The sequence below is a fragment of the Granulicella sibirica genome, from assembly GCF_004115155.1.
Lineage (GTDB): Bacteria > Acidobacteriota > Terriglobia > Terriglobales > Acidobacteriaceae > Edaphobacter > Edaphobacter sibiricus.
Genome location: NZ_RDSM01000002.1, coordinates 333,490 through 347,631 on the forward strand (window position 1 = coordinate 333,490; position 14,142 = coordinate 347,631).

The following is a 14,142-nucleotide window of genomic DNA, read 5'->3' on the forward strand; positions in this document are numbered from 1 at the left end:
GGCTATTTCCCGGGGCGCAGCCCCTCAGGGCTTAGTTGACGCATGATGGTCCGGCAGCGTGGTGAACTTCTCCCACATCAAGGCAACGTGTTCGGATGGTAACCACCCGGCAGGTATCCGGTTTTCTGGTGGCGCTTCAGTAGGTGGCTGGAATAAGAGATCGACAGCCTCTGCAAGCGGTCGGTTCCCACTGTCAAGAGATCCGTTTATTTCCTTCCGGAAAAATGCGTTGTAACCCTCGGTTTTCGCAATGGTAGCCGGAGATTGCTTCAGTAGACGGTTATGAAGGACGGTGTCTAACCATGCGAGAATCAGGTCTGTCGCGTCTTCGTTGCAAAAGTGATTGGCATCGTTCTGTGTGGCGAACAGCCAAGGTGCGCCTAACTGCCAGTACCTGGAAAAGTGAGCATATGCCACTTCCGTTCCAACTATCTTGTCCTGGGCTCCGACCAGGATAAGCTCGGGAACCTTCAAGGCCTGTCCCGACAGATTGATTGTGTCCAGGTTCAGAGGCGGAACTTGACCGGCGTGGGAGAGGATTACCGCTGCAATCCGGTCTGGCGCAAAAGTAGGAAACCTACCTGCCAGCGCACCCGCTCCGGAGAAGCCAAGGAGGATAAGTGGGGCAGTTCTTAGTTCCGGATGGTTTGCCTGCTGTGACAGTTGGTCTATCGCCGTGAATAAGGCTCTGCCCAAACCCTTTTCCGGTTCGACATCTATTTCCTCATGATCCTTCGACGCGCAACCATTGGGCATAAACATTGCAAGGTCATGTTTTGTCGCGAAGGCCGCAAGCTCGGCTTCCTCATAGAAATGTTGAAGCTCAGGTCCTCGCTCGAACACTACGAATAAAGCGCTGATTGTCTTAGTTTCCGACGGAACTTTCATATCGTATTCGCACGGCTTCGCGATGTCCTCTCCAGCTTTGGGAGCAACCGTCGTGTGAAACGATTTGACCGTACCTTGAGCTAACCCTTGACTGGAGACGATCGTTATTACGCACCAAATCATGATTACAGGACGTGCAACTCGCCACATAAGGCGGAGCCGGTTGGCCGCAAACAATTCACCCTCCTTCTGCGAAATAAATAACAGCGGGCCTAACTACACGGTGGCGCGTTTGCGGGCCTGGATGCCGCGGTCGCGGGAGTTGGAGATACGCTTGGCTCCGCCTAGCAACATCAGGAGGATTGCCTTCTGGGCGTGCATGCGGTTTTCGGCCTGGTCGAAGACTACGGACTGGGGGCCGTCGAGGACGGCGTCGGTTACTTCGGCGTTGCGGTGGGCCGGTAGGCAGTGCATGAAGGCGGCGTGGGGTTGCGCGTGGGACATGAGGGCTTCGTTGACCTGGTAGGGCTTGAAGATGGGGGCGCGCTTGGTGGCTTCGTGCTCGAAGCCCATGCTGGTGCAGACGTCGGTGTAGACGGCGTCGGCCCCGGTGACGGCCTTGATGGGGTCGTTGGTGAGGGTGATGCTTCCGCCGGTCTGCTCGGCGATCTCGATGGCCTTGTGGATGATGTCGAGCTTGGGGGCGAAGCCCTTGGGGGTGGCGATGGTGCAGTGGGTGCCGAGCTGGGCGGCAGTGAGCATGAGGGAGTGGCAGACGTTGTTGCCGTCGCCGACGTAGGTGAAGTGAAGGCCCTGGGCGGAGCCGAAGCGCTCTTCGAGGGTGAAGAAGTCGGCGATGGCCTGGCAGGGGTGCTCGAGGTCGGAGAGGGCGTTGATGACGGGAATGCGCGAGACGGCGGCCATCTCGGTGATGGTGTCGTGGGAGTAGGTGCGGAGGACCATGACGGCCATCCAGCGCTCGAGGTTGCGGGCCATGTCGGCGAGGGACTCGCGTTCGCCGAGGGGGGACTGGGTCTGGTCGACGAAGATGGCGTTGCCGCCGAGGGTGTTGATGGCGGCTTCGAAGGTGACGCGGGTGCGGAGGCTGGCCTTCTCGAAGAACATGACCATCTGGCGCGCGTCGAGGGCGTGGCGGAAGTCTTCGGGGTGGTTCTTGACGGCGTGGGCGAGCTCCATGATGGCGGCCATCTCCTGCACGGAGAGGTCGGCGATGGAGCAGAGGTCGCGGCCGTTGAGGCGTTTGGTGGCCTCGGAGAAGGCTACGTCGGACTGGATGCCGAGGGTGGCGGTGGCTTTGGGGGCGGTCTCTTCCGCGCCTTCAGGCTTGTTGATGGTTACGGTCTTGCTACCCATGGGTGTGTCCTCCTACCGGCTTCTGTCCGGCAAGCGATGTCATGTCTGTCAGGATTTCGTCCAACGCCTTGATCGCGATGTCGACGTGCTCGCGGGTGAGGATGTAGGGCGGTAGAAAACGGAGGACCGTATCGCTTGTCCGGTTGAGGATGATGCGATGCTCCATCATGCGATTTGCGATGTGTCTTGCAGCTTCGTCGGATTCGATCTCGACGCCGATCATGAGGCCGAGGCCGCGGACTTCGCGGATGGCATCGTGTTTGGACGCGAGACGCTCGAGTTCGTTGCGGAAGTAAGTGCCGGTCTCGGTGATGTGATCGAGGAGCGCGGTCTTCTGCATGGTGTCGATGACGGCGATGGCTACGGCACAGGCTAGGGGGCCTCCGCCGAAGGTGGTGCCGTGCATGCCGGGGGTGAAGGCGCGGGCGGCTTCGTCGGTGGCGAGCATGGCTCCCATGGGGATGCCGCCGGCGAGGGGCTTGGCGACGGTGGTGATGTCTGGCAGGATGCCGAAGTGCTGATAGCCGAACCACTTTCCGGTGCGTCCGAAGCCGCACTGGATCTCGTCGGCGAGGAGGAGGGCGCCGGTGGAGTCGCAGAGCTCGCGGGCGGCGGCGAAGAACTCTTTGGACACGGGGTGGATGCCGCCCTCGCCCTGGATGGGCTCGATGCAGATGGCGCAGATGTCGGAGGAGAACTTTTCGCGGAGATCGGCGATGTCGTTGAAGCGGACGAACTCGACGCCGGGCATGACGGGGGCGAAGGGCTCGCGGTACTTGTACTTGTGGGTAGTCGCGACGGAGCCGATGGTGCGGCCGTGGAAGCTGTGCTCGAGGGCCAGGAAGCGGGTGCCGATGTTTTTGCCCTCCGAGCGAAGTAACTCGGCGTGGGCGCGGGCGAGCTTGAGCGCGGCCTCCCAGGCTTCGGTGCCGCTGTTGCAGAAGAAGACGCGATCGAGGCCGCTCCTCTCGGTGAGGCGCATGGCGAGGTCGGCCGTGCCCTCGTGGTAGAAGAGGTTCGAGGTGTGCAGGAGCTTGCGGCTCTGGGTCTCGATGGCAGCGGTGATGGCGGGATGGTTGTAGCCGAGGGCTGAGACGCCGATGCCGGAGAGAAGGTCGAGGTAGTCGACTCCGTTTTCGTCACGAAGATAGACGCCTTCGCCTGAGACGAAGAGGTAGGGGTTGCGTTCGTAGGTCTGGAGCAAGAGTTTCCGCTCCAAAGTCTGAACCGCCTGGAGCTTGCGCTCCGGGGCCTGGATCGATTCGAGATTCATGCGACCATAACCTCCGTTCCATCATTGACGCGGGACGACAGAAGATCGGGCAGGACAGATGCCGACTCTGCCGGTAGGATGCGCACGCGCTTGACGCCGTGGGTGAGGGCGTCGCGGCAGGCGTTGAGCTTGGGCAGCATGCCGCCGGAGACGACGGCGGCTTTTTCCATTTCGGGGATTTGCGCGAGGGTGAGCCAGCGCATGACCTTGCCGTCGGCGCCTTTGACGCCGGGGACGTCGGTGAGGAAGACGAGGGCGTCGGCCCTGGTGGCGACGGCGCAGGCGGAGGCCATCTCGTCGGCGTTGATGTTGTAATACTCGCCGTCGAAGCCCAGGGCGATGGAGGAGATGACGGGCACGGCTCCCATGGCCCAGATGGCGTCGAGCCAGCGTGGGTCGGTGGCGGCGATTTCGCCGACGAAGCCGAGGTCGGGGGTGGTCTTCTTTTTGCGGGCGCGGAAGACGTGGCCGTCACCGCCGGAGAGGCCCATGGCAGACTGGCCGTGGGTGCCGAGGGCGGCTACTAACGACTTGTTGACGCGGCCGGCGAGGACCATGAGAGCGGCATCGCGGGTTTCGGCATCGGTGACGCGGAGGCCGGAGATGAACTCACTCTTCTTACCCATCTGGGCGAGGGTCTTGGTGAGCTGCACGCCGCCTCCGTGGACGACGGCGACCTGATTGCCATCCTTGACGAGGTCGGCGATGGCCTGTCCGCAGGCGTGCAGGAGCGTGGGATTTTCGAGGGCCGCTCCGCCCAACTTGACGACGTATTTCATAGGAGTCCCTCCGACTCGTTCCAGCCAACCATGAGGTTCATGTTCTGTACTGCCTGTCCCGCCGCACCCTTCAAGAGGTTATCAAGGCAGGAGACGATGACGAGACGCTTGCCATCCTTTGCCAGTTGAAAACCGATGTCGCAGAAGTTGGTGCGGACGATGTGTTGGATTTGTGGCAGGCCGGGAGTGGCATGGATGCGAACCATGCTGCGGCCTGCGTAAAAGGTACGGAAAGCGGTCTCGATCTGTTCCGGCGTGCCTGGGGTTGCGAGGCGGGCGTAGATGGTCGAGAGGATGCCTCTGGGAATAGGCAAGAGGTGCGGGGTGAACTGGATCTGGTCTTCGGTGAGATGGAGTTGCTCGAGCAGTTCGCCGGTGTGGCGATGACTGAAGACTCCGTAGGCCGAGAGGTTGTCGGCGGCGTACATGAAATGCGTCTTGGCGGTGGCGGCTTTGCCTGCCCCGCTGACGCCGGACTTCGAGTCGCAGATGATCCCGTGGGTGAGGTCGAGCAGGCCTGCCTTTACGAGGGGGGCCAGAGCGAGGATGACGGAGGTGGAGTAGCAGCCGGGGTTGGCGACGAGGCGTGCGCCGGCGATGGCTTCGGCGTGGAGTTCGGGTGCGCCGAAGACGGCTTCGGTCTGGATCTTCGCGGCTTCTTCGGGGTTGGCGTCGGTGAGCTTGTAGACGTCGCGGTTCTTTGCTTCCTGCAAGCGCCAGGCTCCGCTGAGGTCGACAACGCGGATGTTGCGGGCGAGAGCTTCCGGGACCCACTCGCGGGATTGCTCGTGGGGGGTGGCGAGGAAGAGGAGATTGATGCCCTTTTCGGTGAGGAGATCCCAGGAGAAGGGGTGGATCGGGTCGCCGAGACCGTCGGCGGTTGCGAGCTGGGGCTGCAGGTCGCCGAGGTGGAGGTTGGTTTCGGAGCGGCCGAGGAGCAGGGGATTCGTTGTCAGCTTCGGATGGTGAAGCAGGAGACGTACGAGTTCGCCGCCGGAGTAGCCGCTGACGCCCATGACGGCGACACGTGGTTCCTTTTCCAGCAGTTGGTTGGACTGGGTTGCGGTGGTGATGGTGTCAGCCAATGAATCCTTCAATCCTTCCCCGGAGAGCGCTTGCCCGTTTCTCATCGGGGCAGATGATCAGTACGGTATCGTCGCCGGCGATCGTGCCGACGACCTCGGGCCAGTCTTCATAATCGATGCCGGCAGCGATGGGTTGGGCTCCTCCGGTGGTGGTGACGACGACGACGAGGTTCTGGGCCTGGCGGGCCTCGAGGCCGAAGCCTTTGAGGACCTCATAAATATCCGGTGAGGCGTCCTCGCCGGAGGTTGCGACGCTGGGCAGGCGGTACCCGTTCGAACCCTTCGAAAGATGCAATTCGCGGATGTCCCGTGAGAGCGTGGCCTGGGTGACGTGATGGCCGAGAGCGGCGAGTTTCCTGCGCAGATCGTCCTGATTGGCGATATTGCCTGCGCTGAGGATCTCCCGGATTGCCGAATGCCGCTGCTGCTTCATGGTAGAGTCTGTCGAGTTCCCCCACGAGCCAGATCCGAAGAGCAGGTCCCTGTCGCGAGTGCATAAAAATACATAACCATGTATAAATATACACGAACCCTCCGTCAAGTCGATGGGGGGACGATCCCAACACAAGGGCTTCGAAGACGCAATACGTCTATCGAAGTATAGTGAAGCATGGACTGGTTAACAGCAGATGATCGGGTAGATTCCGCCGTCGTGGACGCGGTGCGTCCGACGGGTGTACGTACGCTTCTGGACCCACGGTTCGACCATGATTCGTGCGGCGTTGGTTTTGTGGCTTCGGTGGATGCGGTGGCCACGCATACGATTCTGCAGCAGGCGGCTACGGCGCTTGCACGTCTTGCGCATCGCGGCGCGGTGGCGGCGGATGGGAAGAGCAGCGACGGCGTTGGACTGATGACGTCGATCCCGTCCGATTACTTGTTGAAGGCATGCGGAAAGACGCTGGAAGACGGCCACCTGCTTGGCGTGGGGATGTTGTTTCTGCCCGCGGATGCGAAGGGCGAAGAAGAGCTTCTGGAGCGATGTCTCGTCTCGCAGGATCTGAAGGTGCTTTGTTGGCGCGATGTGCCGACGAACCCGGGGAGCCTGGGTGAGATCGCGCTCTCGACGATGCCGGTGATCCGGCAGGTACTGATCGTGGATGCTCCTGGTGGGGAAGCCTCGACGATGGAACACAGGCTGTACCTTGCGCGGAAGCAGTTTGAGCGGATGCATGAGAACGGTGAGGTGACCGGATATCTCTGTTCGCTTTCGTGTAAGACGCTTGTCTATAAGGCCATGTGTTCCGGGACGCTGCTTCCGGAGTTTTACCCTGATCTTGCTTCTCCCGAGTACATCACCCCCTTCACAGTTTTCCATCAGCGCTATGCGACGAATACGTCGCCGACGTGGCATCGCGCGCAGCCGGGCCGGATGATGGCGCACAATGGCGAGATCAATACAGTTTGGGGTAACCGGGCGCGTATGGCGGCTCGGGATGCGACGCTTCCTGTCGAGTGCAAGCCTGTGCTGACGAAGGGTGGCACAGATTCGACGAGCCTCGATGAGGCCGTTGAGCTGCTCTCGCGCAACGGACGGACGACTGCCGAGGCGATCCGGATGCTTCTGCCTCCGGCGACGATTGGGCATCAGCCTTCTACGTTCCTGCGGTACAACACGGATTGCGCGGAGCCGTGGGATGGTCCGGCGGCGATTGCATTCAGCGATGGGCGGCTTGTGGGTGCGGCGCTCGACCGGAATGGGCTGCGTCCCTGCCGGTTCGCGATCACGAGCGATGGGCTTGTGGTGGCTGGTTCCGAGGCCGGGCTGGTGGATCTGGATCCGGAGAAGGTGACACATAGTGGGAGGCTTGGGCCGGGGCAGATGATCGTCGTCGATCTCGCTGAGCACAAGGTGTACGAGGATGAGGCGCTGCTGGCGCTGTTCGATGCGGGCACGGTCTATACGGATATGTCGGTCGAGACGCCGCTTGAGGCGGTTGCGGCTGCCGAGACGGATGCGGCTACGCTTCTGACCCTGCAGCGTGGGTTCGGATATACGCGGGAAGACGTCAAGATGATCCTGCAGCCGATGGCCGCGGAGGGTAAGGACGCCGTCTGGTCGATGGGCGACGATACGCCGCTGGCCTTCCTGGCACGCGCTCCGCGGCCGATTTATGCCTATTTTCGGCAGCGCTTTGCGCAGGTAACGAACCCCGCGATCGATCCATTACGCGAGGCTTGTGTTGTGTCGCTGCATACGCGGCTTGGACCGTGGCCCCATCTGCTGGATAAGAATGCGCCCATTCCGGGGCTTTCGCTTTCTTCTCCGTTCCTTTCGACTGGGCAGGTGAATGCGTTGCGTGAGGGGAAGTATGGGCACGTTGAGGATCTGAAGCTGGCGGAGCTGGCCTGCACGATTCCTGCGGGGACTACGCTGGTGGCGGCGCTCGATGCGATCTGCGATCGGGCGGTGGAGCTGGTGCGGAACGGGGCGAAGATTCTTCTGCTTTCCGACCGTTTGGCTACTTCCGAGGCGGTTCCTGTGCCGATGGCGATGGCTACCGGTGCGGTTCACCAGGCGCTTGTGGCGGCTGGGCTGCGGACGCTTGCGGGGCTTGCGGTCGAGGCGGGGGATTGCCGCGATATTCACCATGCGGCGGTGCTGATCGGGTATGGAGCGGGCGCGGTTTGTCCGTGGCTTGCGCTCGAGACGGGCATGGCTCTGACGCCTGCGGGCGGGGACCGTGCGGCGAGCGAGTACAAGATGCTGAAGTCGCTCGACGCCGGGCTGGCGAAGGTGATGTCGAAGATGGGGATTTCGGTTGTCGACAGCTATCGCGGGGCGCATCTTTTCGACATTCTTGGGCTGCACCAGAGCGTTGTGGACCGGTGCTTTGTGAATACGCCTGCTCCGCTTTCGGGGATCGGGTTCGAGGAGCTTGAGTCGCATCTGCGGGCTACGTGGCAGCCTGCTCCGGTTGCTGCGGCTGCTCCGGCTTCGACGGAACTGCCTGATTATGGATGGGTTCGGTTCCGGAAGACCGAGATGGCGGAGCCGCATGCGTGGCAGCCGGCGACGGTGAAGTCGCTGCAGTCGGTGGTTGGAAGCGCGCGTGGCGTGGCGTTCCCGACGGACCAGGCTGGGGCTTTTGCGATTTACACGAAGGGTGTGGAGAGCCGGGAGCCTTCGGTGCTGCGCGATCTGCTGGAGATTCGTCCGGCGGGGACGGAGCTTTCGCTCGATGAGATCGAGCCTTTGACTGCGATTACGAAGCGGTTTGTTGCGAGCGCTATGTCGCTTGGATCGCTTAGTCCCGAGGCTCATCAGACGATTACCGCCGCGATGAATATGCTTGGCGGGCGGTCGAATACGGGTGAAGGCGGCGAGGACCGGGATGTGTACCGGATGCGTCCGGCGCTAGTTCCTGCGGGTTCGGGCGATGGAGCTTCTCGGACGGCTTCACAGGCTGGCGGGGTTGCGGTGGCGGAGCGGCCGGTTGAGGCTCCTGCGGTGCATGTGTCGCTGAACAACAAGATTAAGCAGGTGGCTTCCGGCCGGTTCGGCGTTACGGCTGAGTACCTGGCGCACGCGGAAGAGATCGAGATCAAGGTGGCGCAGGGGGCGAAGCCTGGCGAAGGCGGGCAGCTTCCGGGGCATAAAGTCAGTGGATTGATAGCGCGGCTGCGACATGCTCAACCAGGGGTTTCACTTATTTCTCCTCCGCCACACCACGATATCTATTCGATTGAGGATCTGGCGCAGTTGATCTACGACCTGAAGCGGGTGAATCCGCGCGCGGCTGTCGGGGTGAAGCTGGTGTCGAGCAGGGGTGTGGGGACGGTTGCGGCGGGTGTCGCGAAGGCCTATGCGGACTTTATCGTGATCGCCGGAAATACCGGCGGGACGGGGGCGGCGGCGCTTTCGAGCATCAAGTATGCCGGGAATCCCTGGGAGCTTGGGCTTTCGGAGGCGCAGCAGGTGCTGATGCATAACGGCATGCGCAGCCGGGTGCGGCTCAGGACGGATGGCGGGCTGGCGACGGCGCATGATGTGCTGGTTGCGGCTTTGCTGGGCGCGGATGAGTATGCGTTCGGGACGTCGGTGCTCGTGGTGCTTGGGTGCGACATGGCTCGGCAGTGCCACTTGAATACTTGTCCCACGGGCATTGCTACGCAGAAGCCGGAGTTGCGGGCGAAGTTCCGCGGCAAGCCGGAGCATGTGGTGCAGTTCTTTGAGCAGTTGGCGGCAGATGTGCGGCACCTGCTGGCCCGCTATAGTTTGCCTTCGCTTGAGGCGGCAATTGGACGGACAGATCTGCTGGAGCAGGTGCGGTTTGATGGGAATCTCGACCTTCAGCCGATGCTCGAGCGGGTGACGGACGGGCCACGGACCTGGATGGGTGGGCGGAACGATCGCCCGGATCCTACTCCTCCGCTGGATGAGGCCTGGGTTGCGCCCGCGGTTGAGGCGCTCTATAAGAACGAACCCTATGTTGTAACGTCCAAGGTCGACAATGGGGATCGCTCGATTGGAGCACGGCTGGCAGGAGAGTATGCTCACCATCTTGTTGAAGATGAGGGACTTACGCCAGATGCTACGTTCCACCTGGAGGGGATCGCGGGGCAGTCGTTTGGGGCGTTCGCGGTGACGGGAATGTCGCTGCAGTTGGATGGGCAGGCGAATGACTTTGTTGGCAAGGGACTGTCGGGCGGAGAGATTGTTATCCGTGCGCAGGGGCTTGCGGCGAAGAATAGCGGGCAGCACGTTATTTTGGGAAATGTGGCACTTTACGGGGGAACTGCTGGCTCTTTATACGCTGCTGGACGGGCGGGGGAGAGGTTTGCAGTTCGTAATTCGGGGGTTACGGCTGTGGTTGAGGGGGTTGGCGACCATGGATGTGAGTACATGACGGGCGGGACCGTTGCGGTGCTTGGGCGGGCCGGGATGAACTTCGGGGCGGGTATGACCGGGGGAGTCGCCTGGGTGTTCGACGAGGATGGTTCGTTTGTGAAGGATGAGCGCTATCACGTTGATTTTATGACACCTGCGGGCTTCGCGGCGTGTGAGCCGGAGGCGCAGGAGGAACTGCATTCGCTGCTTACGACGCATGCGGAGAAAGCTTCGAGCATGCTGGCTTCGACGATGCTGGAGGAGTGGCCGAAACGGGTTGAGGGCTTCGTAAGACTGACGCCAAAACCGCAAATTTAAGCAGGTTTCGCACGGTAGCTTGCTGGTGATTTGTGGACAGGATGTGGGCCAATGTGTGGCTGGCTGGACAGTGGGACGCCCTTTGGGGTGTCCTGCTGTCCGGCCTTTCGTTTTGAGGGCGCACGTCGAATGCATAGTTATGCGTCGTGTTGGCTTTCGTTGTTTGGTTTGGATAGAGTGACGTGATCGGGCCAAGGCTCGGGGCGGAAGTGAGGATGACGCTGAGAACGACGAGTGCGAGTGCGGGTGGGCGGGGGAGCGATGGCGGGGGGAAGGCTCCGGGCTCGGAGAAGTATCAACGCATCCTGGATGCGGCGGTGGAGGTGATCGCGGAGAACGGATACTTCAACTCGCCGGTGAGCGCGATCGCGGCGAAGGCCGGCGTGGCGGATGGGACGATCTATCTCTACTTCAAGAGCAAGGACGAGGTGCTGCGGACGGCGATCGATGCGGTGTTCGCGAAGTTCTACGCGATGGTCGAGGAGGAGTTCAAGCATCGGACGGGGCCTCGGGAGCAGTTGGAGTTCATTGCGCAGGTGCACCTGGAGAGCCATGAGAATCGGAGCGTGGCGATCCTGATGCAGACGGAGATGCGGCAGTCGGCGAAGTTCATCGCGGAGTTTTCGCATCGGCATTTGGTGAAGTACATCTCCGTGGTGCGGGAGGTGGTGCGGCGGGGGCAGAAGCAGGGGATCTTTCGGAGCGATGTGTCGGATGGGCTGGTGGCGCATTGTTTGTTTGGGGCGATCGACGAGCTGCTGAGCTCGGCGGTGTTTACAGGGCGGGCGTATGATGCCAAAGCGACGGCGGCACAGGTGATCGACGTGCTGCTACATGGGATAACTGCCGGGGAGGCGCATGTTTGATCTGAAGACGGTGAATGATGTTTTTGCCAAGGTGAGCTCGCGTGGGGAGAAGGTTGCGATGCTCTGGCAGGACCTTTCGGTGAAGGATGGGGGCGAGGCGTGGAAGCCGATTACGTCCGCCGAGGTGTATGGACGGGTGAGGGCGCTGGCGGATGTGCTGCGGGGATGGGGCGTCGGTAAGGGCGACCGGGTGGTCCTGCTGAGCGAGAACCGGTGGGAGTGGATCGTAACGGATTTTGCTACGCTTGCGATCGGGGCGGTGGACGTTCCGCTGTATGCGACGCTGACTCCGGAGCAGATTGGGTATATGCTGCGGGACTCCGAGGCGAAGGTGATCTTCGTTTCGTCGAAGGAGCAGTACGAGAAGATCGCGGCGGCGGGGGAGTTGCCTGCGTTGGCCCATGTCGTGGTGATGGACGATGGGGAATTTGCAGGGGCCGAGAAGTTCTCCGACTTGATGAAAGATGCGGGAGCCAAGCAGGGGGTGGATGCTGCTTTCGACACGCTGGCCAGGAGTGCCGCGGGTGAGGATCTGGCTACGCTGATTTATACGTCGGGGACTACCGGTGAGCCGAAGGGCGTGATGCTGACGCACTGGAACCTGGCTAGCAATGTGAATGTGTCGACGCATCCGATGGGATTTACGGACAGGGACAGTTGTATCTCGTTTCTGCCGCTGAGCCATGTGACGGCTCGGCATACGGACTATGCGTTTATGTGCAGTGGGGTAAGGATCGCCTATCTGACGAAGTTCGATCTGCTGCCGTCGGCTATGAAGGTGGTGCATCCTACTATCTTTCTTGGCGTGCCGCGGGTGTACGAGAAGATCCGGCAGGGGGTTGAGGGCAAGTCGGCGCACTCGCCGGTGAAGAAAGGGATTCTGAAGTGGGCGCTTGGGGTGGGGAAGACGCACAGGGAGGAGACGCTGAAGGGGAAGGCGGCTTCGGGGTTGATGTGGGGGACGGCGCATAAGCTGGTGTACTCGAAGATTCGCGAGGCGTTTGGCGGGTGCGTGCATACGTGGATCTCGGGTGGGGCTCCGCTGGGGATGGATACGGCGGGATGGTTCGCGGATGCGGGGATCCGGATTATGGAGGGGTATGGGTTGACGGAGACGTCGCCGGTGATTGCTGTCAACTATCCGTCGGCGCATAGCATCGGGACGGTTGGGCAGCCTTTGAAGAATGTGGAATGCCGGTTTGCTTCGGATGGGGAACTAGAGGTTCGTGGGCCTTCGGTGTTCAAGGGGTATTGGAAGAAGGAGAAGGAGACCGCCGAGGCTTTCTCCGAGGATGGTTGGTTCAAGACGGGGGATATCGGGAAGATCGATGAGGGTGGATTTCTCTCGATTACGGACCGGAAGAAGGAGTTACTGAAGACGAGTGGAGGGAAGCTGATTGCGCCGCAGCCGATCGAGAATAAGTTGAAGGCTAATACCGTAATTAGTAATGCCGCGCTTGTCGGGGACAAGCATAAGTTTGCCTGTGTGCTGATCTCGCCTAATTTTGCTGCTCTGGAAGGGTGGGCTAAGGGGCAGGGAGTTACTACTACTGATCGGGCGGCTTTGGTGAAGGATCCTAAGGTGGTGGCGATGTATCAGGGGATCGTGGACCAGGTGAATGCGACGGTGGCGCACTTCGAGACGATGAAGCGGATGGCGGTGGTGGGGGATGAGTGGTCGGTGGAGGCGGGGGAGTTGACGCCGAGTATGAAGATGAAGAGACGGGTGATTGAGAAGAAGTATGAGCGGGAGATTGGGGAGTTTTATCGGGATGAGGGCAGTGCGAAGGCGGAGTAGCATGCGTGGACTTCGCCCGAATTCTTCCGACAAGCCGACTTATCGTTACAGAGGCCATCGTAGGTATACCCGCAACGAAATCCAGCTGAGGTTCAGATGCAAATTACGTTCGACCGAAAAACGGTAAATACTTGCCTACAGCAAAAGTTTGTCCTCCCGACATACCAGAGGGATTACAAGCACCTCGAGGATCTCCTAAACGATGTCCAAGAAGCATTCCTCTCGGCGCGAAAGCCGGGCGACGGAAGACGGGACGTTCTAGGGTACGAACCTTATTTTCTCGGCACGATAATTACGACTCCAGTCGAAAAGGGTGGCAAGGCCATCGTAGATGGTCAGCAGCGGATAACGACGTTAAGCATGCTCCTGTGCTGGGCTCAACGCTTCTCGCGCAAGGCACCCGATTCCGGCATCTCATCGCTAGAACAACCGATCAGGAGGCGGGTCGCAGGTGAAAGTGAGTTCAATTTAGATATGGATGCACCTCGGAAAAAGCTCTTCGAGTTGCTCATCGACGGTCCGCTTGACATCGACGATTTAGCAGCCGACGTGGATTCAATTCCGAACAAAGATTCTGGAACGCTGCAACTCTGGGAGCTCTTTCAAAAAATTGATGTCCTAATGGCGAACGAAATCATCGACACTGCATTACTACCGCAATTCTTTGACTATCTAACCGAATGCGTCTACCTCTTTGAAATCGGTGTCCCGCGAGAGCAGGACGGTCATAAGGTTTTCGTGACCATGAATGATCGGGGCCTGAAGCTCAGCCCGATAGATCTGCTGAAGGGGTTTTTGCTATCTAGCATCCATAACGACGGAGACAACCGTAAGGCTCATGAGATCTGGACCAAGTCCATGAAAAACTTAAGGATTTGGGCAGTGACGAAGACTCTAACTTCTTCAAGACATGGATTCGATCTAAATATGCCAAAACCATCCGCGGCAAGAAGAGCGGCGCTTCTCCGGGAGACTTTGAGGTAGTTGGCG

10 protein-coding genes are annotated in these 14,142 nt (G+C 60.5%); 4 read left to right on the forward strand and 6 right to left on the reverse strand.

From position 1 onward, the window contains the following. Positions 1-24: 24 nt before the first annotated feature. The 6 genes from GRAN_RS12325 to GRAN_RS12350 all read right to left on the reverse strand — a co-directional run bounded on the left by GRAN_RS12325 (position 25) and on the right by GRAN_RS12350 (position 5,772). Complete coding sequence (locus GRAN_RS12325; protein ID WP_128913346.1) at positions 25-1,065, reverse strand: dienelactone hydrolase family protein; 1,041 nt, start codon at positions 1,063-1,065, stop codon at positions 25-27. Between the two features lie 39 nt (positions 1,066-1,104). Then, the gene (gene argF, locus GRAN_RS12330) at positions 1,105-2,202 is read right to left on the reverse strand and encodes an ornithine carbamoyltransferase (protein ID WP_128913347.1); all 1,098 of its coding nucleotides are present in this window, start codon (positions 2,200-2,202) and stop codon (positions 1,105-1,107) included. After that, positions 2,195-3,475 (reverse strand): aspartate aminotransferase family protein, encoded by a 1,281-nt coding sequence (locus GRAN_RS12335; RefSeq protein WP_128913348.1) that lies wholly within the window; start codon positions 3,473-3,475, stop codon positions 2,195-2,197. Before GRAN_RS12335 ends, argF begins: the two co-directional genes overlap by 8 nt. Then, the gene (gene argB, locus GRAN_RS12340) at positions 3,472-4,254 is read right to left on the reverse strand and encodes an acetylglutamate kinase (protein WP_128913349.1); all 783 of its coding nucleotides are present in this window, start codon (positions 4,252-4,254) and stop codon (positions 3,472-3,474) included. The genes GRAN_RS12335 and argB overlap by 4 nt, the downstream gene beginning before the upstream one ends. Then, positions 4,251-5,270: an N-acetyl-gamma-glutamyl-phosphate reductase gene (gene argC, locus GRAN_RS12345; RefSeq protein ID WP_241654781.1), complete on the reverse strand. Its 1,020-nt coding sequence runs from the start codon at positions 5,268-5,270 to the stop codon at positions 4,251-4,253. The genes argB and argC overlap by 4 nt, the downstream gene beginning before the upstream one ends. A 61-nt stretch (positions 5,271-5,331) precedes the next feature. Beyond that, a complete protein-coding gene (locus GRAN_RS12350) occupies positions 5,332-5,772 on the reverse strand; it encodes an arginine repressor (protein ID WP_128913351.1) in 441 nt (146 codons plus the stop codon). 177 nt (positions 5,773-5,949) lie between these two features. On the opposite strand from GRAN_RS12350, the gene GRAN_RS12355 reads away from it, so the two are divergent. The 4 genes from GRAN_RS12355 (at position 5,950) to GRAN_RS12370 (ending at position 14,136) form a co-directional block, all read left to right on the forward strand. Further along, the gene (locus GRAN_RS12355) at positions 5,950-10,488 is read left to right on the forward strand and encodes a glutamate synthase-related protein (protein WP_128913352.1); all 4,539 of its coding nucleotides are present in this window, start codon (positions 5,950-5,952) and stop codon (positions 10,486-10,488) included. Positions 10,489-10,703: 215 nt separating this feature from the next. Then, a complete protein-coding gene (locus tag GRAN_RS12360) occupies positions 10,704-11,354 on the forward strand; it encodes a TetR/AcrR family transcriptional regulator (protein ID WP_128913353.1) in 651 nt (216 codons plus the stop codon). Continuing rightward, positions 11,347-13,152, forward strand: coding sequence for an AMP-dependent synthetase/ligase (locus GRAN_RS12365; protein ID WP_128913354.1), 1,806 nt, complete (start codon positions 11,347-11,349; stop codon positions 13,150-13,152). Before GRAN_RS12360 ends, GRAN_RS12365 begins: the two co-directional genes overlap by 8 nt. A gap of 96 nt (positions 13,153-13,248) precedes the next feature. Then, a complete protein-coding gene (locus GRAN_RS12370) occupies positions 13,249-14,136 on the forward strand; it encodes a DUF262 domain-containing protein (protein ID WP_128913355.1) in 888 nt (295 codons plus the stop codon). The last annotated feature ends 6 nt before the right edge of the window (positions 14,137-14,142 follow it).